General features: G+C 48.1%; 12 protein-coding genes. 10 read left to right on the top strand and 2 right to left on the bottom strand.

Annotation, left to right across the window (positions count from 1 at the left end; all coding sequences use genetic code 11):
• Positions 1-26: 26 nt before the first annotated feature.
• Entirely contained in the window at positions 27-1,622 is a 1,596-nt protein-coding gene (gene mbcS, locus NSQ50_RS03895) for an acyl-CoA synthetase MbcS (protein ID WP_036684916.1), read from the bottom strand.
• Positions 1,623-1,791: 169 nt separating this feature from the next.
• On the opposite strand from mbcS, the gene NSQ50_RS03900 reads away from it, so the two are divergent.
• Positions 1,792-2,313, top strand: a complete 522-nt coding sequence (locus NSQ50_RS03900) for a GNAT family N-acetyltransferase (protein ID WP_036684918.1) — start codon at positions 1,792-1,794, stop codon at positions 2,311-2,313.
• 186 nt (positions 2,314-2,499) lie between these two features.
• The gene (locus tag NSQ50_RS03905) at positions 2,500-3,204 is read left to right on the top strand and encodes a hypothetical protein (protein WP_036684919.1); all 705 of its coding nucleotides are present in this window, start codon (positions 2,500-2,502) and stop codon (positions 3,202-3,204) included.
• Between the two features lie 98 nt (positions 3,205-3,302).
• Here the strand turns inward: NSQ50_RS03905 and NSQ50_RS03910 are convergent, their stop codons facing one another.
• Positions 3,303-3,428, bottom strand: coding sequence for a DUF4023 domain-containing protein (locus tag NSQ50_RS03910; RefSeq protein WP_051491363.1), 126 nt, complete (start codon positions 3,426-3,428; stop codon positions 3,303-3,305).
• 168 nt (positions 3,429-3,596) lie between these two features.
• On the opposite strand from NSQ50_RS03910, the gene NSQ50_RS03915 reads away from it, so the two are divergent.
• The 8 genes from NSQ50_RS03915 (at position 3,597) to NSQ50_RS03950 (ending at position 23,033) form a co-directional block, all read left to right on the top strand.
• The gene (locus NSQ50_RS03915) at positions 3,597-7,955 is read left to right on the top strand and encodes an S-layer homology domain-containing protein (RefSeq protein WP_076224350.1); all 4,359 of its coding nucleotides are present in this window, start codon (positions 3,597-3,599) and stop codon (positions 7,953-7,955) included.
• A gap of 561 nt (positions 7,956-8,516) precedes the next feature.
• Positions 8,517-13,571: an endo-beta-N-acetylglucosaminidase gene (locus NSQ50_RS03920; protein ID WP_081386942.1), complete on the top strand. Its 5,055-nt coding sequence runs from the start codon at positions 8,517-8,519 to the stop codon at positions 13,569-13,571.
• A 179-nt stretch (positions 13,572-13,750) separates the two neighbouring features.
• Entirely contained in the window at positions 13,751-15,574 is a 1,824-nt protein-coding gene (locus NSQ50_RS03925; protein ID WP_036684922.1) for a cache domain-containing sensor histidine kinase, read from the top strand.
• On the top strand, positions 15,567-17,087 hold the full coding sequence (locus tag NSQ50_RS03930) for a response regulator transcription factor (protein WP_076224347.1): 1,521 nt from the start codon (positions 15,567-15,569) through the stop codon (positions 17,085-17,087). The genes NSQ50_RS03925 and NSQ50_RS03930 overlap by 8 nt, the downstream gene beginning before the upstream one ends.
• A gap of 175 nt (positions 17,088-17,262) precedes the next feature.
• Positions 17,263-18,765, top strand: a complete 1,503-nt coding sequence (locus NSQ50_RS03935; RefSeq protein WP_076224345.1) for an ABC transporter substrate-binding protein — start codon at positions 17,263-17,265, stop codon at positions 18,763-18,765.
• Between the two features lie 123 nt (positions 18,766-18,888).
• Entirely contained in the window at positions 18,889-19,794 is a 906-nt protein-coding gene (locus NSQ50_RS03940; protein ID WP_282579979.1) for an ABC transporter permease, read from the top strand.
• A 24-nt stretch (positions 19,795-19,818) separates the two neighbouring features.
• Positions 19,819-20,742 carry a carbohydrate ABC transporter permease gene (locus NSQ50_RS03945; protein WP_076224342.1) on the top strand — a complete coding sequence of 308 codons (924 nt, stop codon included), beginning with the start codon at positions 19,819-19,821 and terminating at the stop codon, positions 20,740-20,742.
• The gene (locus tag NSQ50_RS03950; RefSeq protein ID WP_076098668.1) at positions 20,739-23,033 is read left to right on the top strand and encodes a glycoside hydrolase family 3 N-terminal domain-containing protein; all 2,295 of its coding nucleotides are present in this window, start codon (positions 20,739-20,741) and stop codon (positions 23,031-23,033) included. Before NSQ50_RS03945 ends, NSQ50_RS03950 begins: the two co-directional genes overlap by 4 nt.
• Positions 23,034-23,036 lie beyond the last annotated feature (3 nt).

Here is a 23,036-nt window from a genome sequence, read left to right on the forward strand (position 1 = left end):
TAATAAGGTGAATTCCATGGCTATGTTTATTCCTGCGCAGCTTGGTTCTCTTGCTCACGAAGCTCTACTCGCCGTATTTTACCGGAGGTCGTCTTCGGAAGATCCTGAATAAACTCGATTTTGCGCGGATATTTATAAGGGGCTGTCCACTCTTTAACATGGGATTGCAGCTCTTTTACAAGCTCTGGTGAACCAACAATTTCATCCTTGAGCACGATAAATGCTTTAACAATGTGCCCACGGATCTCGTCTGGACTGGCTACGACCGCACATTCCTTAACGGAGGCATGCTTCATCAATGCTTCTTCTACCTCGAAAGGACCGATAGTGTAACCTGAGCTAATGATAATGTCATCCCCACGGCCCTCGAACCAGAAATAACCATCTTCATCTTTTTTTGCCCGGTCGCCGGTTATGAAGAATTCGCCGTGTGTGGAGCTTTCTTTTCTACCGGGATCTTTGTAATAAGTGTGGAACAGGGCTGGCATACTCAAATGTACGGCAATATCACCAACCACTCCAGCAGGTAGTGGCTTGCCGTCTTCGTCCACAACCTCGACTAAGCCGGGTGCGATTGATTTACCCATAGAACCAATGCGTATTGGAGTATCTTTGAGTGTTCCGATAATTAGGGTGCTTTCCGTCTGGCCGTACCCATCACGGATTGTGATATCGAATTCACGCTGAAAGGTGTTAATGACCTCTTGATTTAATGGCTCTCCGGCAGATACTGCACAACGCAGGGTAGACAAGTCGTAACGACCTAAGTCTTCTGTTTTAGCCATTAGACGATATTCCGTTGGGGTGCAGCATAATACTTGAATTTTGTGATCCTGCAATAGCTGCAAATATTTTTTGGGATGAAAGGATCCACTATATACAAAACCTGTAGCTCCGTTGCCAAGAACGGTTAAGAAGGGACTCCAGATCCACTTTTGCCAGCCGGGAGCTGCTGTTGCCCAGACGGTGTCAGATCCTTGAATATCCAGCCATTGAGGTGAGGTGATCCGCAAGTGAGCATAACCCCAGCCATGACTATGAACGACCGCTTTAGGGTTGCCGGTAGTACCTGAGGTGTAGGCGAGAATAGCCATATCATCCCGGCGGCTTGCGACTGCTGTGAAGGTATCTGGTTGTCCGACCATCAGACTTTCTAGATCCAGCCAGCCTTCACCGAGTTCGTCTGAGCTGCCAGATACGGAAAGACGGTAATCGAGAGCAGGAAGATCCTCTGAGATTTTATTAACTTCCCCGGTTACTTCGGACCAAGCAATAACCGCTCTGGCTTCAGAATGGCGCAGGCGGTAGGATAAATCTTTGGCACGCAGCATTTCTGAGGATGGAATGATGGCAAGTCCTTGTTTCAGACAAGCTAAATAGATGACATAAGCGATGATGCGGCGTGGAACCATAACAAGAACACGATCCCCTTGTTGCAGCCCAAGCTTCGCAAGTCCTCCGGCCAGCCGGTTAGCTTGTTTGCGTAATTCACCGTAAGTAATTTCCTCATAATCTCCTTGCTCATTTAACCACTTAAGCGCAATCTTCTCAGGAGCATGGCTTTCCATTTCCGAAGTGAGATTGTAGAACTCAGGTGCGATCCATTGCTGATTATCCAATATGAACCTCTCCTATATCAAACAAGATGTGTATAACTGTTCTATTTAGTATATCACGTTATCCTAGTACCAGGTACTAGTACCTTGAGTTCTTAATGAATTTCGGGTTAAGATAATATGTGTAAGGTATACTTATAATAGACCACAAATCCAGAAAGTGAGAACTTATGTTATGAATCACACAACTTTTGATGAAATATTCGCTATTATGGAAGCCTCATTTCCTACTTCTGAGATCAGAACCTTTGAGGGACAACAGGAGTTATTGGACGTTCCAGATTATCGTCTCATTACCGAGATGAACTCTGAGGGTAAAATTGTTGCTTTTATGGCCTGCTGGGAGTTTCCCGGCTTTCGTTTTGTAGAACATATAGCAGTCGACCCAAGCATTAGAGGCGGAGGAATTGGCAAAAAGCTGATGACTGAATACATCAGTCTATCTAACAAGCCTGTCCTTTTGGAAGTTGAGCGGCCACTGGGTGAAATGGAGCAGCGGAGAATTGGCTTTTATGAGCGGCTGGGCTTTCATTTGAATCCTTACGATTATGTGCAGCCTCCTTTGCGTGAAGGAAATGAAGACTTACCACTCTTAATTATGACTTACCCTAACCCTGTTGATGAAGAAGAATTCCAACTTTATAGAGAAATTTTATATTCAGAAGTGTATAAGGTTACAACTCCGTATCAAGGTTAAAGCTCTAAGCAATCCGTTAAATCCTTATGGGATAAGCGGGTTGCTGTTTTTTTTATACAAACCAGAGCTCCAGATGAATAGTTTCTTTACAAATTGGGTACAAGTTAAATACAACTTAGAGACATATTCTTTTAAAACTTGAGCTAAAGTAAAAACCGAGATTGATCTTCTAAGGAGGCATAACATATGAAAAGTAAAAAGTTCATTATAGCAACGATGGTATTTGGGATGGCAATCACAGGTTCGGCTGGTGTGTACGCAGGAACTAAGCTGCAAAAAATCACCGCATACCTCAATCACAGCATTGGATTTAAAGTGAATGGTGCAGCTTATACGCCTGTTGATAATAAAGGTAACACATTAGCTCCGATTACTTATAACAATACAACCTACCTTCCTGTACGCGCCTTGGCTGACGTGTTGAAGGTGCCAGTGACTTTTGATGCGGCAGCGAATCAGGTCATTCTGGGTACTGGAACTGTGGTGCCGGATAAAGATACATTAACACCAGTACAGTACAGCAACGCTCAAAAAGAACAAATTTCTAAAGCTTTTGCAAATTTCGATGGGTTTAAAACGGTTTATGCACCAGCACAAATGGTGAGTGGAGACGCTTATCAAAAGGCAGCTAGCTCTGAAGATGGAGTGTACTTTTTGTTCAACCATATGAGGGTGAACGTTTCTCCACGTGACTACTCCTATGATTACAAAGGCGATACCATAAAGCTTTCCAATGGTACAGAAGCTAAGTGGTACAGCCCTACCAGCGATTCATTGTTTTTGACCTATAAACTGGATGATCGTTTTGTGACGATTAGTTCTCCAGACAAGGCTTTGAGCAAGGCGCAATTAGAGAAGGTAGCCGTGAATGTGGTGAAATGGAGTAAATAACTCCTTTAAAAGCAAAGCTCAATTTACAAAAAGTAAAGCAGCAAGTCACTCCGATCCGGGAGGGCTTGCTGCTTTTTTTGTTTTCGTGGAGGCGTGTTCTATTTACTGTGCTGTTTATTAGGCAGCTTTTGGCTTGGTGTTCCTTTACCGTGATTCTGTTTGTTCTTTTCTGCTTTCTTCTGGGTGTCGTGTACTTTGTCTACAAAAGCTTGAGTATCGTCCATGTTTGTCCTCCTTGATCATAACCTTGCCGTTACTGTAACCACTTTTGCCTGATTAAATACACAAGCCGTTTTTACAAACTAGTGGATCAATCCGTACATTGTGAAAATATTTAGTAGTTACTATGAATGGATGCAAGCATTTCATAATAACAGTAAGGGAGACTGATTATGAACAGGTTATTAAAACAAGCAGTATCCATGACACTAGCCTTCGTTATGGTACTGGGACTTACATTTACAGGAATGCCAGCTTTTGCAGAAGACAGCAATGAGGATGCTGGATTACTGCAATTACAAACGCTAGAGCCAATTACACTACTGGCGGGCAATTCTACATGGAAATATCTAGATAACGGAACGGATCAAGGTTCGGTATGGCGGTCTGTTTACGATGATTCTACATGGGCATCAGGCCAAGCGCCGCTTGGTTATAAAGATTCTGGGGCCGGAGTCAGCAGCAAGCAATTTGGTGCTCTGAATACAAATATAAGCTACGGCTCGGATAAAAAGAAGAAATATCGTACTTCCTATTTCCGGACAAATGTAACTGTGAATAAGGAAGAAATTACAAAATCGGATAAAGTATTGGGTAATTTTGCATTTGATGACGGAGTTGTGCTGTATCTGAACGGTGCAGAAATCTACCGCGAGGCTATGCCAGCTGGTGAAATCGACTATCAGACACTTAGTACAACTAATGGCAGTGATCCAAATGAGTATACAAAGGTTGACCTAACGGAAATCGTAAAAGCCAATCTGAAGGATGGAAGTAATGAGCTTTCAGCTGAAGTTCACCAGACAGGCGACACTAGCTCTGACCTTTATTGGGATATGAGCCTGATTGCTTATCCTGTAGTGGAGACAGTAGAACCTGGAGTTGGGAAGCCAGATTCTATCGCAATTACTTTTAATGGCAACCCGCAGACTAGTATGGGATTTAACTGGTATGCACCTGAAAGTGTGACTGGCACCAAACTGGAAGTGGTAGAAGCTTCTAAATTGGAGAATGGCCAGTTTCCAGCGGCAGGAGCTCAATTGTATGAAGGAACATCCGTTACAACTAGTGTGTATATGACAAAAGCGGATAAATCAGCTAAAAAACCACTTGTGCTAACCAGCCATAAGGTAATAGCGGATCATCTGCAGCCGGGCACGGAATATGCTTACCGTGCTGGAGATGGACAAGCTGATAATTGGAGCGACGTAGGAACTTTTAAGACAGAACGTTCCAGCAACCAAGCTTTTAAATTCCTATATACAACGGATTCCCAAGGGACAACTGAAGAAGATTTTGATATCTGGAATCATACCCTTCAAGAAGGATTGACTAAATTCCCGGAAAGTGAGTTTATTCTGAATTCTGGTGATTTGGTGGATAACGGTGATATTGAGGAGCAATGGGGATGGTTTTTCAATAAGCCTAAGGATATTTTAGCGAATATTCCGTTGGTGCCTTTGGTAGGCAACCATGAAAGCAAAAATTATAGCAATTATAGCTCTCATTTTAATTTGCCGAATGTTTCGAATACAGGTGCGAAGCCTGATGGTTCTGTATATTCTTTTGACTACGGTTCAGCGCACTTTATGGTAATTAATACAGAATATTATGGTGCAAGCTCGAATCTTGAGAATAACGAAATTTACAATAAACAAGTGGAATGGCTTCGTAGCGAAGCAGCAAAAAGCAATCAGAAATGGAAGGTTGTGCTTCTGCATAAATCTCCTTATTCCGTTGCCAATCACACCAATGATACAGATGTGCTCTTTTACAGAGCGCAATTAACGAAGGTGTTTGATGAGCTTGGTATCGACATGGTAATTGGCGGGCATGACCACACCTTTGCTAGAAGCTATCAGATGTACAACAACAAGCCATTGACGGATATTGTTCCGGACTCAAACGGAGTAGTAACTGATCCTAAGGGTACTTTATACCTGATTACAAATGCAGCGGGCAATAAAAAATACAACGTAGCTTCAGGAACATTCCCTTTTGCAGCTAAATACGGACAGCCTGGCAAGGAAATGTTCACGGGGATGACGGTAACGAATGATGAGCTATCTTACGAAGCCTACACCACAACAACTGGTGGTTCTACAGACTTGTATGATAACTACAGCATTCATAAATCGGAAGTAGCAGTTAAACCTGTGCAAAATGCAAAGGCTACTGCAGCAGATGGTGGTAAAATAACGTTGACTTGGGATGCGCCTGCTTCCGGTGCACCAGTGTCTGGATATCGTATTTATGAGCAAAATGATCTGGTATCGGCAAATTGGACGGCCAGTGTTCCTAATGAAGAAGGTAAAGCTTCTTATACTTACACTGTAGAAAATACTAATTCAAACCAAACCTATCAATTTGTTATCAAAGCTGTAAGTGAAAGAACAAATTCAGAAGCTGCTATCGCTTCAACGGATTCGATTAAAAAGGTTACAGTTACCTTTAATGGCGACCCAGTGAGTGCAAAAGGCTTCACTTGGTACACAGCGTTGAAGTCTACTGGAAACGATCTGCAGGTTGTAGAAAATACGGGCGTTACTCCAGACTTTGCTAAGGCTGCTGAGTTTACAGGACGTTCGGCGGTTTCCAGAAATTCAAAAGATGAATTAGTTCATAAAGCGGAAGCTTCTGGCCTGAAAGCTGATACAAAATACTACTTCCGTGTAGGTGATAAAGCATTAGGCCTGTGGAGTGCAGTGGGAACTTTTGAAACTGCCGCTAAGACAGGAGCATTTACTTTCATCGATTTGGCTGATACACAGGCTAAGACCGAAGATGAAGCGATTCTTTCCGGTGAAACGATGGCAAAAGCACTTACGACGTTCCCGAATGCTGAGTTTGTGGCGATTAACGGAGATATCGTAGATACCGGAACTAATGAATCACAATGGAATTGGTTGCTTGGTCATTCGCAGGATACCCTGCTTAACACGACCATCGTGCCTGTTGCGGGGAATCATGAGGATAAGGCAAATGCCTTCTATGAGCACTACAATATTAAGGAAGCACCGGGCTCTGCAACAGAAACTGGAGCATATTATTCCTATGACTACAGCAATGCTCACTTTGTAGTCCTGAATACAAATGAGAATTCCGATGAATTTGCTAACTTCAGCCAAGCACAGTTGGATTGGATGAAGGCTGACGTAAAAGCAGCGAAGGCTGCTGGTGCGAAGTGGATTATCGTAGCTATGCATAAAGGTCCATACACAACCTCTAACCATGCTACTGACAAAGACATTATGGGTACAAATGGAGAAAGAGCGAAGGTTGCTCCAATGATGGCTGAACTGGGCATTGACTTGGTTCTTCAAGGACACGACCATATTTATGCCCGGACCAAGCCAATTAAAGCTGATGGAACTGCGGCAGACACAGTGAAGATCAAGGAAAGCTTCAATGGTCAAACTGTAGAGTACACAGTAAATCCAGATGGAACGATTTATCTGATCCCAGCTACAGCGGGAGCGAAGGTTTACTACAAGAACATGAAACCAGAATTGGGAGATGCGTATTATAATCTCTTCGAAGTAGCAAATGAGAATACAGCAGCAAAATACGGACCGGACCCAAGTGATGCTACGCGTCCAAAACGCGGTCAAGTTCAGACCTTTGTAGGTATTACTGTAGATGCTGGCAAATTAACAGCTGTATCTTATGAGATCGATCAGAATATTAATGATGCTAAACCATACGTTCTGGAAGAGTTTGGTATTATTAAGGAAGCAGATCCTGAAGTAAGCCCAACACCAGAACCGACAACAACGCCGACAACGGAACCGACAACAGCGCCAACGACGGAACCGACAACAGCGCCAACGACAGCACCAACAGCAGCACCAACAGCAGCACCAACAACAGGATCATCAACAGGTCCAGTGGCAACAACAAAACCGACACCAACACCAACGCCAACAGTAGCACCAACAGCTACACCAGCACCAACAACGGTGCCTACACCATCTGCAACGCCAGTAGTCAAACCATCATTGACGGATACTGGCAGCCATTGGGCAGCAGCGGCTATTGAGAAGGCAGTAGCAGGAGGCTTCGTTAGCGGTTATCCGGATAATACTTTCCGTCCTAATCAGAAAGTAAATCGGGTTGAATTTATCACTATGCTGGCTCGTGCCCTGCAATTGCCGGACAGTGGTAACACTTCAAGCTTTAAGGATTCAGCGAAGATTCCGGCATGGGCTAAGTCCTTTGTAGCTCAGGCAGTAGCTTTGCAAATTATCAGCGGCTATGACGATGGTACCTTCCGTCCTACGCAGGAGCTTACTCGCACTGAATTAGCAGTTATGGTTGTTAGGGCTCTGGGCATTACAGTAGATCCAAAAGCGACCTTAACCTTCAATGATGCTAAGGATGTACCCGCATGGGCAGTACCATATATTGCGGCAGCAGCAGACGCGGGCATTGTGAATGGCATAGGACAAAATCGTTTCGCACCTAACCAGGTAGCGTCCCGGGCTGAAGCAGTAACAATCATTCTGAACTTGCTTGAGAAGCAAGGAAAGTAACTAAATCGGATGGTTTGAAAAAAGATTGCCTCAAGGTCATCGTTGATGACGGAGAGACAATCTTTTTTTCGTAGCTGGGTAGTCTGAGGGAGGCGGCGATACGGTGGTGCGGCGTGAAAGAGAAGCAAAAGTGCCTCTGATTTGAGCGAATACGGCGGAGTGGCGGAGATAAGAGGCAAAAGAGGCCACGCTCCTTTATCCTCTTTATATTTTCAACCAACATATGTTTAACAACCCACTCATTGCCAGGATATCGATCCCTGCTGGCGCGATAATCTTTAATTTATCCAGCATATCTTTAATTTTGCGGCTATTTGTAAGGAAAGATCTGGGTTAGATTAGGGTGGACTAATCAAAGTAAGACAGGGGGGTTGCCGACAAATATGAATGCGCTTGCACATATGTGGTTGGATACAGAATGTGCAGGCAGAAGAGGGTAGGAGCGGCAGAGGGACGGGATAACAGAAGTAATCTACCTGGCTGTTCGGCGACATAGACAGCACACATTACGCTTCATGGATGAGAGTAACCGAAACAACTACAGGACGAGGAGAGTGGAAAATGAACCTTCACACCGGTAAAAGAGCGCGTCGTAAGCTGACATCAGCTGTTCTGGCGGCAGCTTTGCTAGTTTCAGGACTTCCCCTAACGGCTTACGCCGGCGATACATGGCCTTTTACAGGAGACAGTGCGCCGGGTGCCAATCAGCCTAATGTACATGGATATACGAGCAGCCATATTGCGAACTGGAGTCCGGCAACTGATCCGGATGCAGAGCTGTTGAGATCGCGGGTGCCGCTGCAGAAGCGGAATGCCCCATTTGCTGCAACCCAAGCTAACCCAGCGCTTAGCGCAGATACACAGATGATCAACGTTGCTGGCGACTACGGGAATGCTTTTATTGAGAACGCGCCGTATACGAACAAGTTTGCGCAGTATCATTTTAACTTTTGGCAATATATCGATTACTACTCCTATTGGCACGGTACAGCAACTGCGTACACCCCGCCGGAATATTATGATGAATTGGCCCAGAAGGACTGGCAGCAAAAATGGTTCGAATTCGGCATGCTGAACATCCCGAACCCTACCTACACCGATGCAGCGCATAAGAACGGCGTGCTGTCATTGGCGGGAATCTTTTTTTCCAATAATGACCGTGGACAGCAGACGTACAAACAAATGATAGTTAAAGACGAGAATGGTAATTTTCCGGTGGCGGATAAACTGATCGAGATGGCCGGATATTTCGGGTTTGACGGTTATTTTGTAAATCAGGAAGAGATGAATCCGAATGTCGCGACCCAGGATATCCCCGATTACATCGCTTTTATGAAGGTGCTGCAAGAGGGCGGCCTATATGTACAGTGGTATGACTCTCTGAACACCAATACCGGTGCTAATACGTTCGCCCGGACGATTAATGATACCAATATCTCCTTTTTAGTGGATAAAAGCACCAAGGAACCCGTCTCCAATTCGTTTTTCTTCGACTACGGGGCTGGCAATACACAGATTACCAACGCGGCTAATTACTTAAGCAATCTGAATGCCAGTCTGGGAACAAGCTACAACTTGTTTGACGTTGGTTTTGCAGGGCTGGAAGCAGGCCGCGACCGGTTCAAGTCCGTTAACGGAACAGCGTTGATGAACAAGCTGGACAGCAATGGCTTGCCACGGCTCAGCTTGGCTACACTCGGTGCGGACTTCGTTCATGCCGGTCTGGATGAGGACATGAACCTGTCTTACCCGGTCTCGCACAGATCCGAAAATGACTACCAATGGATGACAAAACTGCGTGAGCAGCTATGGTGGTCAGGCCCGAACGTGGACCCTAAGAATACGGTCAAATCGGCAACCAATACTGTTTCCGATGTTTATGCCGACAACCGTTACTGGCCGGGAATCTCCTCCGTCATTGCGGAGCGTTCGGTAATTAAGGACAAGAACTTTTACACCAATTTTAACACTGGACAGGGCTTGTCCTATTCCGTGAACGGTGAAGTATCGAACCCGGATGAGTGGTCTAATATGAGCCTGCAGGATATCCCGGTGACTTGGCAGTGGTGGCAGGATACTGCTGGCAATAAGCTTACTGTAGATTTTGATTATGGACCGGAGTACAACCTTGCGGGTACAAACCGTTACAACTATGAGCAGATCGGTGCGTATAACGGTGGCAGTTCACTGGTGGTGAACGGCAATCTGAATGCGAAGAACTTCTTGCGTCTATACAAAACAGAGCTGGAGGTCAACGGCAACTCCAAGCTGTCGATCAGCTTCAACAAGCCATCTGCCACGGATGCTTCGGCGATGGAAGTGGGACTCATCCTGGCTGATGATCCGAATACCGTAGTAGAGGTCGCTATTCCAAACAGTGGTCAACACTCGGAAGGTTGGGTGACAAAGGAGCTGGACCTGAGTGCATACGCGGGTCATAATATTGCAGCCCTTGGACTGGTCTTCGATCCCGGGCAAGGAACAGCGTCCAACTACCAGATGAACGTCGGACAGCTGCGCGTTTATGACGGGTCTGCCCTAAAGCCCGCAGCTCCTGCGGAATTAGCAGTTGCCGAAGCTTTTGCAGATACAGGTGAAATGGTTGTCAAGTGGAAGCTAGATCCCGATTACACTAAGATCAAGCAATATAATGTGTACGTGAATGATGTATTTATGGGCGGCAAATACGATGAGGTGTTCTATCTGAAGCATCTCCCAGTGAAATCCGGAACCCTTAAAGTGGTTGCAGTGGGTGCGGATGGAGTGGAGGGTGAAGCGGCAACGCTGGCTTTTGATCTGGATGCGGCGGTTTCCGGAGTGAAGGTGGATTCAAGTGCGGACGGAGAGTTGAATGTGAACTGGACGAACTCCGCTCAAGCTTCCGGTGACATTACCGTTCGAGTGCAGTCCTTGAATTGGATTACGACATCCGAACCGGTGTCACAGCAAGTGGTTGTCCCGGCAGGTGCAAGCACTGCGCTGTTCACGGGGATGCCGGTAAACGGCGATGATTACATTGTCACCGTTACCGCAGGCAACACCGATCCAGTCTCGGTCAGCGGCCGGTTCATCGACACGGTCGCGGAACCTTACGCGGAAGAATGGTCCTGGACGGACGGTAAGCTGAATCTGCCGATGCCGAATACCAGAGACTGGCGGTATATGTATGTGTATGAAGATGGGAATCCGAAATCTTTTGCCACAACGTATAGCTCTGGCAATAAGCCGATGATTATCCGTGGACGGACAACTAAGGCGAGCTTAAGCTTTACCTCGACGGCAAAAGTTGTGCATGTGGTGATGGAGGATTATGCAGGCAACCGCTCCAAACCGGTCTATCTGAAAGGCAGCTATCCCGTTCTCTTTGATGCTAATGGGGGTGAACCAGCAAATACTGTGGCCGAGGCTGTGTATGGCACTTTGCTCTTGGAGCCTACGGGCATTGCCAGAGAGGGCTATGACCTGGAAGGCTGGTACGTTGGAGAAGGAGAAGGTGCGCGAAGATGGAATTTTGCCGAAGATCTAATAACCGGTGAACTGAACTTGCAGGCGAAGTGGGCCTTGCAAGCTCCAAAGGTGCAGATCGTAGGGGAAGGCTCCTTCCGTGAAAATACGTCCGCGACACTAACGGCAGTTGCGACTGGCGCAGGGCAGCTGACTTATGCCTGGTATGCGGACACAGGCAGCGGTTATGGAGATGCGTTGGGAATGTCCGCCTTCTATAATATCCCTGCTTTGACTACCGGGATGAATGGCAATAAGTACAAGGTCATCGTCACCAATGAATCTGGTGACAGCAGTGAAGCAGAGTACACACTTAACGTAACTCCGGCTGAAGCACCATGGGAAGCGCCTGATTTCATAACCGATCTTCCATCTGCACTTGATGTCATTACCGGTGAAGAGGTGAAGCTGTTCGTACAGATCCGCGGGGATGTGGAATCGATTCACTGGGAGACGAAGGCAGCAACCGCAGAGGAATGGACTGTGGCGGAGAGCGTGACTTCGGCGGTATACGCATATACTGCTTCTGAAGCAGACAGCGGTACGCAGTTCCGTGTGGTTCTGACTGGAAAAGAGGGAACGGAGCCTTCAACAAGAACCGGTAATGAACTTACGGTGACAGTACATCCGGCACCGGATGCGCCAATTATCACCGCTTATAGCGTAGATAAGAATCCGGCAGCTGTAGGTGATAAGGTGTCTTTTGCCGTAGTGGCTTCTGCAGTTTATGGCGAGTTAAGCTACCAATGGTTGAAAAACGGGCAGGCCGTTGAAGGCGCTGTGGAGCGTAATTATACGATTGCTTCTGCAAAAGAAACAGACAGCGGCGAATACACGGCCGTAGTCACCAACACCAAAATACTGAATGGCCGCCCTTATACGGCTGTTCAAAAGAGCGGGATTATTGATTTGGAGGTCCACAATACTCCTGTATCTACACCGCAGCCGACATCGGCTCCAGGGACAGGTACGGGAACTGGCGGAACGACTCCGGCAGCGACAGCAACGCCGCTTCCAAGTCCGACTAGTGCAACATTGACTGTTCCAGCAAGTGCACTCAGTACATCTACTGAGAACGGAAAAGTGACGGTAAATGTGCCGGCAGGCGTTACAGCTATCGAGCTGCCTGTGAATGCAGGTGAATTGCTAGGGATCCGTCAACTTGAATTGGCCGCCTCGGGAACCACACTTGGTATTGCGCCGGAATTGCTGGTGCAATTGAAGGCTCTGCTTAATGAAGCTCAAGCTTCAGGCAGCAAGATTCAGGTGAAGCTCAGCCCGGAAACTTTGAACATGAGCACACTGAAAGCAGAGCGTGGGGTGGTCTTGCGGGGTACGGGGATGACGTTTGATCTGAGCATCATCGCGGGGAATGGTACATCTAACCGTCTTCCAAGCTTCAGCAAACCAGTAACCATACAATGGAGTGCAGCAAATACGGATTATAATACTAATTTGCTTGGTTTATATGCTATTGCTGAAGGGGGTTCGCTTACCTATCTCGGCGGAGTATACGCGAATGGCTTCCTGCTAGGAGAGTTTAGCGGAACAGGCAGGCTGGCTGTGCTGGAGTACAATAAATCCTTCGCTGACGTTCCGTCTACCCATTGGGCTGCGGACACTATCCGCCAGCTGGCGGCTAAACATCTGATACAAGGCACTTCCGAAAATGGATTTGAGCCCGCCCGCAGTATTACAAGAGCGGAATTTGTGAAGCTGCTGGCTGGCGTGCTGGGACTGCAAGCTCAGGCGGAATTGAAATTTAGTGATGTGCCATCTGGTGTATGGTATGAGCAGGACCTGGCGCGTCTGGTCCGGGCAGGTATTGTAGGCGGACGCACTGCTGAACACTTCGATCCGAGTGCGAACATCAGCCGCCAGGAGATTGTGACTATGCTAATGCGTGCCTATGTACTGGAGCATGGAGCGCTTCAGTCATCAGCCCCGGCAACATTCACCGATTCCGGTGAGGTAGCAGCCTGGGCGGCAGACAGCGTGAATGCTGCGTCATCACTGGGTCTGGTGAATGGCCGCACGGACGGAAATTTTGTGCCCGGTGGCTTGGCGACCCGTGCCGAGGCTGCGCAGTTCATCTTGAATTACATCCGGTAGATTATATAGTCCCACCCCGGTCTGCCCAAGGAGCCCTTTGCTCCATGGGCAGACTGTCTTTGCTTAGCGGAGGAATGCAAGCTTTTACCAGCCACAGGCAGGAAGCACCTCATGCTATACTTTATTCATAATGACAAGCAGCGAGGCTTAGGCTTCCCCCCTGCTGTAGGAGGTTGCTGATGTTTCCGGGGAAATTGTACAGAAAGTATCTGAAGAATAATCTGTTTATGAAAATCATCCTGCTCTTCTCAGTCATTGCCGTGGTCACCATTATCACCTTCTCTTACCTGATGTTCTTGCTCATGTCTCAGGCCGTAGTGCAGCGGCAGATGGAGATTCAGAAACGTACCGTGGAGAGCATCAACAGCTATATTGAGCAAAAATATGACTCTGTACAGTCTATGATGCGGGACGTGTACCGGGACACGGAGCTGACTGCTAATACGTCGTATTTGCTGGAGCACCCGTATGAAGATTACGTGAGGTACCGGCTGGACCGGTATTTCAACGAAAGTAATGCTACGACGGATACCGTGCAGTTTTTTCGCAATCAAGTTGAAGATGATCCTGATATCCGCAGTTTAATGCTCTACAGTGCAGCTGAGCAGCAGTTGTATGTCTATAACGACCAAGGCAAATTTCAGATTATTTCCACTAATGCAGCCCATTCTTTTGTACCGGATGCGCTGTATCTGGAGGAGGAAGGCAGTGTCACCGCTCCAAACACTTGGGTCAGTCAGGCAATCTCATCTCCAGAGGGGCCGATGTTTACGGTTCGTACCCCGGTCAATAACAAGATATCACTGCGCAACATTGGTCAGCTTCTAGTCTATTTTGATGCCAGCGAGGTCTGGGGGAGTATGGGCAATTATAAGGATGACTTCAAGGGAAAGATTCTGGTGCTGGCAGCGGATGGGGATGTGTTATTTGATACCTCGGGCACTTATTATGGAAAGCGCTATCCTTATCCCGAGCAGATGAATTCCGCCTATACAGATGGTGAAGAAGTTGGCGGGATGATCATTACTAAGCAGACTCATACCCAAGGCGGATTTACTGTGTTGAGTGCTGTGCCTAAGCAGGAATTAGCCGCCACCTATAGGGGATTGCGGAACATGATCTTCATTATCTGCTTGATCTGCCTGTTGTTTGCGATTATTACGCCCACTTTATTTATCAATAATTTTGCCAGACGGACTCATAAAATTATCAAGTTCACCCGCAAAGTGAAAAACGGTGACCTGGATGCCCGGATTACCGATGTCAGAGAAGACGAGCTGGGGCAGATCTCCAAGAGCTTCAACGACATGCTGGATGAGCTGAATCTTCATATAGACCGTGTGTTCAAGGCTGAAATCAAGCAAAAACATACCGAAATTGCCGCGCTTGAAGCCAGGGTAAACCCACATTTTCTCTACAATACCTTAGAGGTGATCCGGATGAGGGCCATCTCTCAAGGAGCTTCAGATGTCGGGGAGATGATCTACAGCTTGTCGGTGTTGTTCAAAAGCTATGTTCACCAGAAACCCAAGCATACGATGAAGGATGAACTAGAGGCCTGCCGTTTATATCTGGAGCTGTTCCGCATCCGTTATAAGGATAAATTCTCTTATACAATGGAATGCGGGAAAGAGCTTACCGGAAGAGTTGTACTCAAAATGTCGCTGCAGCCCATCATTGAAAACTACATTCTGCATGGGATGCGCGTGGACAAGAATGATAATCACATCAGTGTGGCTGTGGCCAAGGATGGCAAATATTTGCGTGCGGTAGTTACAGACAATGGGCGGGGGATTGCCCCGGACAGATTGGTCCAGCTCAAAGAAGGTCTTTTGCAGCCAGATGAACAATCGGAATCATTCGGCCTGCGCAGTATTCATGAACGTTTGAAGCTGCTTTATGGCAGTGAGTATGGCATTGAATTACAAAGCGAAGCGGGTACCGGCACAACCGTGACTGTGTATTTTCCCGATCTGGGAGAGGATGATCCAAACCATGTATAAAATATTCATTGTGGACGACGAGCCTTTTATTATCGAAGGATTATATGACATTGTGGATTGGGCAGCACTGGGGATGGAGATTGTCGGCCACGCCGAGAACGGCCAGGAAGCGCTGGAGTCGTTGCGGTTTGTCCCAGCGGATATTCTGATTACGGATATTTCCATGCCGCTGATGAACGGACTGGATCTGATCCGGGCTGTGCGGGAGATTCAACCGGAGATCAAAGTTGTTATCCTCAGTGGTTATGATGAATTTGGATATCTTAAGGAGGGAATGGCGCTCGGCATTGAAAATTATCTGCTCAAGCCTATTAATTTGCAAGAGTTCCGGGCAACACTAGTGACTGCCGCCGAGAAGCTGGGTGTCTCCCGCCAAGAGAGTCAATTCAATGCGCATAGTATTTCCATTCTGCGCGATAATGTGATGTACCGTTGGCTGCGGTGCCAGATTGGGCCGAAGGAATTCAGTGAACGGACTGATTTTCTGGAACTTAGACTAGATAAGCCGCTGGTGCAGGTGGCCCTGCTTCGCTCTGAACAGGACGCTGCCGAGCTATTCCAGGCGGTGGAAGAGGTTGTAGGCGGTAACCCGTCTTTGATTGCATTCCGGGATATGGATGGAGATACCGTGCTGCTGCATCTGCTTAGTGAGTATCAGCAGGGTAAAGAAGCGGTGGAGATGCTTCATGCGCAGCTGCTGTTATCCCTAACTGGCGGTCCGCCAATGCGTCTCTCCGTAGGAACGGTGGAGGAGATGGAGGAGGCTGCGGCTCAGAGTTATGCCCATGCAAAGATGACTCAGGAATATTTCATGCTGTTTCCAGAGCGGAATCTGCTGCATTATGAGGAAGTTCAGGATAGGCATGAGGTTGCTGTCCAAGGTATGCCGCTGAATTGGGAAGATGATCTCAAGCTGATTATGGCGAAGGATAAGGAAGCGCTGCTGGTGCGGATCCAGGATCATTTTGAGCAGCTGCGGCAAATGGAGGGGATTACACCTGTGCTGCTGCAAGGCATTGCCATGGAATGGTTGATCCGCTTCAAGATGCAGCTGCAGGAGATCCGCCATGTGGAAGAACCGGAGCTTTTCGCAGACGGTTTTGGCCTCATTCGCTCCACAGTTTCCATAAATGAACTAACTCAGATTATTCAGGAAGCCGCTACCATTACGGTAGACGCCTTAGTTCGGGACGTAAAGAGTCCAGTCGTGCAGCAGGTGCTGAATTATATCCATGAGTCCTACAATGAAGATGTGTCACTGAAGACCCTCGGTGCCCAATACCATATTCACCCGGTGTATTTGGGACAGCTGTTCCATAAAGAGGTGAATGAGTCATTCACCGAATATATCAATAAATACCGGATTGAGAAGGCAAAGGAGCTGCTGCGGATTACCTCACTTAAAGTTCATGAAATCGCTCTCAAAGTAGGTTATTGGGAGACCGGATATTTTTACAAACAATTTAAGAAGCATGTCGGGATATCTCCTACGGAGTACAAAGGGCTTGTCTAGCGGACCCCCGCTGCAAGCTTTTTCTTTATTTTCTACATGATTTATTTAGTTTATCTTCTGTTTGAAAATGCTTTCATAAATTACAGTAAAGATAGTCCTTGAAGGAGAAAGCTGCTGGTTTAATTCCGGATTAGGCCAGCGATCTTGAGGTAAACAAAGGGGAGGTTATACAGGAATGGGCAACAACAAAAGAAAAAGGTTTTCCCTGTTACTGACATCACTTATGGCATTCTCGCTTGCGCTCAGCGCATGTGGCGGCGATTCAAACAACGCGGCAACTAACAGTTCAGGAGCGGGCGGCGACGGTGCATCATCCGAGAAACCAGTCGAACTGATCTGGTACACGATCGGCGGACCGCAGAAGGATCTGGACCGTGTCGTGGAAGAAGTCAATAAGTACACTAAAGAGAAGATAAATGTCACCCTGAAGATGAATATGATTGATTTTGGTGATTATACACAAAAAATGCAGGTCAAAGTAGCCGCTGGTGAACCCATGGACATTCTCTTTACGTGCTCTTGGGCGTTCGATTATGTGCAAAATGCCCGCAAAGGCGCTTTTATGGAATTGGACAGCCTGCTTAATGAATATGGAAAAGGCATCGTAGACACGATTGATCCGGCGTTCCTGGAAGGTTCCAAGGTAGATGGACATAATTATGCCGTTCCTGCCAACAAAGAGCTTCCGGCGCAAGAAGTTTGGCGCTTCAATAAAGAGCTGCTCGACAAATATAACCTCGACATTTCCGGGGTGAACACAATGGAAAGCATTGAACCACTGCTGAAGACGATTAAAGAGAATGAACCGGGCATCACGCCTTACGCTATGGTGAAGGATTTCATGCCAGTGCTGCCGTTCGACTATATCATTGAAAAGATGCCAATGGCTGTTTATATGGACACGAAGGATTACAAGATCGTGAACATTCTGGAATCCCCAGAACTCAAAAGCACTCTTGAAACCGTTCGCAAATATTACAAGGCAGGTTATATCTCGCCGGAAGTAGCAACTACAACTTCGGTGGATGATCTATATAAATCTTCGAACTGGTTCATGGATCGCGCGGCTACCCAGCCGATGGCGGACAATCTGTGGTCGGCAAGCTACGGCTATCCTGTAGTTTCCACGCCAGCTGGCAAACCTTACATTTACAACTGGTCCGTTATGGGTTCGATGCAAGCCATCTCGGTTAACTCCGCATATCCGGAGAAAGCGATGGAGTTCCTGAACCTGCTCAACACCGATCCGGTGCTGCGCAACATGATTGACTCCGGAATCGAAGGCGTGCACTACGAGAAGACTGGTGAGAATTCCATGAAGAACCTGGATGAATCCAAGAACTATGACATGCCAACCTTCTCGCTGGGCAATATCATGATCAACTATTTGAACGAGGGTGACCCTGAGAACAAATGGGAAGAGTTCAAAAAGTTTAATGAATCCGGTGTAAATGCACCGCTGCTTGGTTTTAACTTCGACACTTCCAAGGTGACTACTGAAATCGCTGCGGTTCAGAACGTAAAAGAAGAATACTGGTCACCACTGATGACTGGAACCGTTGATCCTGACGAGTATCTACCGAAAGCTATTGAGAAATTCAAGGCAGCTGGTTTGGACAAAATTATCGCTGAAGCGCAATCGCAAATTGATGCCTGGAAAGCGTCCAACAACAAGTAAAACATCAACGTAAGAGAAGATCGGGGCAGGGGCGTGGCCTCTGACCCGGTCTTTTTTTGAAATATAAGGACATACAGGAGGGATCTAAGTGTGAAGACAATCAGCGGATTTATAAAAAATATTATGAATAACAAGATTATGCTGCTCATGGTTTTACCAGGTGCGCTTTGGTTTCTCTTTTTCTCTTACCTGCCGATGATAGGGACGATTATTGCATTCAAGGAATACCGCTTTAGCCGCGATGGCTTCTGGGCGAGTATTATCAACAGCAAATGGGTGGGGCTAGACAACTTCAAGTTTTTGTTCACCACCAATGACGCGTACATTATTACCCGCAACACCTTGCTCTACAATGGAGCATTTATCCTGCTTGGCTTGATCTTGTCGGTTCTGATGGCGATTGTGCTGTCCGAGATTGTGAACAAGAAGCTGGCCAAAGTGTATCAGACCGGCATGTTCCTGCCCTACTTCCTGTCATGGGTCGTGGTCGGCTATTTTGCATTTAGTTTCCTGAGCTCCGAACGCGGGATGCTGAACCAGATCATGGGCTTTTTTGGCGCAGAGTCAATTCAGTGGTATTCGGAAAAAGCCTATTGGCCGTTCATCCTGATCTTAGTCTATCTGTGGAAAGCGGTTGGTTACAACAGCGTAGTTTATCTCGCAGCTATTATGGGGATCGACAAGTCGCTGTATGAAGCGGCGATGATCGACGGAGCTAGTAAGTTCCAACAGATTCGCAATATTACACTGCCGTTGCTGAGTCCAATTATCACGATCATGACCCTGCTGGCCATCGGTAAAATCTTCTACGCCGACTTCGGTCTCTTTTACCAGGTGCCTCGTAATTCCGGTACGCTCTACAGTGTCACGAATGTTATTGATACCTATGTCTATCAAGGCCTCAAAACAACGGGTGAGATTGGTATGAGCACTGCCGCAGGTCTGTATCAATCGGTTGTCGGCTTTACGCTAGTGATGACCTCTAACTATATTGTCCGCAAATACAACAAGGATAGCGCTTTGTTCTAGAACCTCATGAAAGGAGTGGGCCATATGTCTTCCATTACTAAGACTAAAAAAGAACGTGATTTCCACCATCTCTCAACGCCCTGGAATGTCACTTTTAATCTGATAGCCGGCATCTTTGCGTTTCTGTGCGTGTTTCCGTTTCTGTTCGTCGTGATCATCTCCTTCACCGATGAGGTGGCGCTGGCGCGGGATGGCTATAAGCTGATTCCGGCAAAATGGAGTCTCGGCGCATACCGCTATGTGTTTGAATCCGGAGATATGCTGCTGCGTTCCTATGGTGTGACGATTTTTGTAACGGTGATCGGGACGATCATCAGCCTTTTGTTTATCGCTTTTTATGCGTATGCCATTTCCCGGAAAAGCTTCCGTTACCGCAATTTTTTCTCGTTCTTCGCGTTTTTTACCATGCTGTTCAACGGTGGACTTGTGCCGACTTATATTATCGTTACGCAGTTTCTAAGCCTGAAGGATACGATCTGGGCGTTGATTTTGCCGCTGGCGGTGAATGCTTTTTACATTATGATTCTGCGCACCTTCTACAGCACGAGTGTGCCTGATGCCATTATCGAATCCGGCAAAATCGACGGGGCGGGCGAGTTCCGTATCTTCCTGAAATTGGTGTTGCCTTTATCACTGCCCGGTCTGGCTACGATTGCTTTGTTCAGCACCCTCGGCTATTGGAATGACTGGTTCAATGCGCTGCTGTACATCGACAACCCGAATTTAGTCCCGCTGCAATCGATGCTGATGCGGATCGAGACCAGTATGCAGTTTATTTTGCAGAACTCCCAGAACAGTTCGCTAAGTCTGGAAGCTCTTCGCTCCATGCCGCAGGATACATCGCGGATGGCGATGGTCGTGCTGGCGACAGGGCCGATTATTTTTGCCTATCCGTTCTTCCAGCGTTATTTCATTCAAGGTCTTACCGTAGGGGCTGTTAAGGAATGAGTTATACAAACCCGAATTTACCTGCTGAAGAACGGGCGGAGCATCTGCTCGGACTGATGACTTTGGAAGAGAAGGCCGGTCAGCTGATTCAGCCTTTTGGCTGGCAGGCCTATGAACATAGAGACGGTAAGATGACCTTGACAGAAAGCTTCAAGGAGAAGGTTGCGGGGGGCGGCGTGGGCTCGCTTTACGGGATGTTACGCGCTGACCCGTGGACCGGTGTGACGCTGGCCACTGGCCTGTCTCCGCGTGAAGGTGCGGAAGCGGTGAATACGCTCCAGCGGTATGTGCTGGAGCATTCGCGGCTGGGCATTCCGGTATTGATCGGCGAGGAATGCTCGCATGGTCACATGGCGATCGGGGCCACCGTATTCCCGGTGCCCCTGTCGCTTGGCAGCTCATGGAATGTGGAGCTGTATCGTGAGGTCTGCCGCGCCGTAGCGCTGGAGACACGCAGTCAGGGCGGCGCGGTTACGTACTCGCCCGTGCTGGATGTGGTGCGTGATCCCCGCTGGGGCCGCACCGAGGAGTGCTTCGGCGAGGACGCTTACCTGATCAGCGAGATGGCGGTTGCGGCCGTTGAAGGTCTGCAGGGGGAATCCTTGCAGAGCGGCGGCAGCGTGGGGGCTACGCTGAAGCATTTTGTGGGATACGGCAGCTCAGAAGGCGGCCGGAATGCCGGGCCTGTGCACATGGGCTGGCGTGAACTGCTGGAAGTGGATCTGCTGCCCTTCAAAAAAGCGGTCGAAGCGGGTGCAGTCTCCATTATGCCTGCTTATAACGAAATAGACGGCGTGCCTTGCACGACAAATACAGAACTACTAGAGGATATACTCCGCGAAGCATGGGGGTTTGAGGGTCTAATCATTACCGATTGCGGAGCTATAGAGATGCTGGCCTCTGGCCATGATGTAGCTGAAGATGGCATGGATGCAGCAGTGCAGTCAATGGAAGCCGGCATCGACATGGAGATGTCCGGGGAAATGTACGGCAAATACCTGGTGGCTGCCGTCCGTGATGGCAAGCTGGACCCGGAACTGCTGGATCGTGCGGTCCGCCGTGTGCTGACGCTCAAATTCAGGCTGGGCCTGTTCGAGCAGCCATATGCTGATCCTGATGCGGCTGAACGCGTCATCGGCAGTAAGGCGCATCAAGAGCTGGCCCGGCAAGTGGCGGGCGAGAGCATCATCCTGCTGAAAAATGAAGCAGGTGTGCTGCCATTATCCAAGACGGCCGGCACGATCGCCGTCATTGGCCCTAACGCCGATGCCGGGTACAACCAGCTCGGCGATTACACCTCGCCACAGCCTCCGGCTAAGGTAGCGACCGTGCTCAGCGGCATCCGCAGCAAGCTGGCTGCAGAGCCGGAGCGGGTGCTCTATGCACCGGGATGCCGGATCAAAGGCGATTCGCGCGAAGGTTTTGAAGCCGCGCTCGCTTGTGCAGAGCAGGCCGATACCGTTGTTATGGTCGTCGGCGGCTCCAGTGCACGCGATTTCGGGGAAGGCAGTATCGATCTCAAGACAGGCGCGTCCAAGGTGACGGAGAATGCCTGGAATGATATGGACTGCGGCGAAGGCATTGACCGGGTGTCGTTGACCCTGTCGGGAGTGCAGCTGGAACTGATCCAGCAGGTTCATCAGCTCGGCAAACCTGTGATCGTCGTTTATATTAACGGCCGTCCGGTGAGCGAGCCTTGGATTGACGAGCATGCACATGCCATTCTGGAAGCCTGGTATCCAGGCCAAGAAGGCGGACACGCTGTTGCGGATATCCTGTTCGGCGATGTGAACCCTTCCGGGAAGTTGACTGTATCTGTACCGAAGCATGTGGGCCAGCTCCCGGTCTATTACAACGGCAAACGTTCCCGTGGCAAAAGATATCTGGAGGCCGATTCCCAGCCTCAGTATCCGTTCGGCTTCGGGCTTAGCTACACCGAATTTACGTACTCCGGCTTAAAGGTAGAACCAGAAGTAATTACGGCTGGGGAGACGGCTACAGTTTCCGTGGACGTTCAGAATACAGGAGACCGTGAGGGCGCAGAGGTGGTGCAACTGTACATTTCCGATGTCGCCAGTAAGGTCACCCGTCCCGCCAGGGAATTGAAGGCTTTTGACAAAATCAAGTTGGCTCCGGGTGAGAAGCAAACCGTGTTGTTCACGGTAGGACCGGAGCAATTGCAATATATCGGACCGGATTTAAGACCTGTTGTAGAGCCAGGAGCCTTTAAAGTGCTGGTGGGTAAGCATGTGAATGATACACTGAGCACCGATTTGACGGTGAGGGGGTAAAGA

The sequence above is a fragment of the Paenibacillus sp. FSL R10-2788 genome (assembly GCF_038003885.1).
GTDB lineage: Bacteria > Bacillota > Bacilli > Paenibacillales > Paenibacillaceae > Paenibacillus_AQ > Paenibacillus_AQ odorifer.

Coding starts and splice junctions, on each gene's coding strand:
- NSQ50_RS03915 (WP_076224350.1), top strand. CDS start 3,597: ATGAACAGGTTATTAAAACAAGCAGTATCCATGACACTAGCCTTCGTT.
- NSQ50_RS03920 (WP_081386942.1), top strand. CDS start 8,517: ATGAACCTTCACACCGGTAAAAGAGCGCGTCGTAAGCTGACATCAGCT.
- NSQ50_RS03905 (WP_036684919.1), top strand. CDS start 2,500: ATGAAAAGTAAAAAGTTCATTATAGCAACGATGGTATTTGGGATGGCA.
- NSQ50_RS03900 (WP_036684918.1), top strand. CDS start 1,792: ATGAATCACACAACTTTTGATGAAATATTCGCTATTATGGAAGCCTCA.
- NSQ50_RS03925 (WP_036684922.1), top strand. CDS start 13,751: ATGTTTCCGGGGAAATTGTACAGAAAGTATCTGAAGAATAATCTGTTT.
- NSQ50_RS03935 (WP_076224345.1), top strand. CDS start 17,263: ATGGGCAACAACAAAAGAAAAAGGTTTTCCCTGTTACTGACATCACTT.
- NSQ50_RS03945 (WP_076224342.1), top strand. CDS start 19,819: ATGTCTTCCATTACTAAGACTAAAAAAGAACGTGATTTCCACCATCTC.
- NSQ50_RS03930 (WP_076224347.1), top strand. CDS start 15,567: ATGTATAAAATATTCATTGTGGACGACGAGCCTTTTATTATCGAAGGA.
- NSQ50_RS03950 (WP_076098668.1), top strand. CDS start 20,739: ATGAGTTATACAAACCCGAATTTACCTGCTGAAGAACGGGCGGAGCAT.
- NSQ50_RS03940 (WP_282579979.1), top strand. CDS start 18,889: ATGAATAACAAGATTATGCTGCTCATGGTTTTACCAGGTGCGCTTTGG.
- NSQ50_RS03910 (WP_051491363.1), bottom strand. CDS start 3,428: ATGGACGATACTCAAGCTTTTGTAGACAAAGTACACGACACCCAGAAG.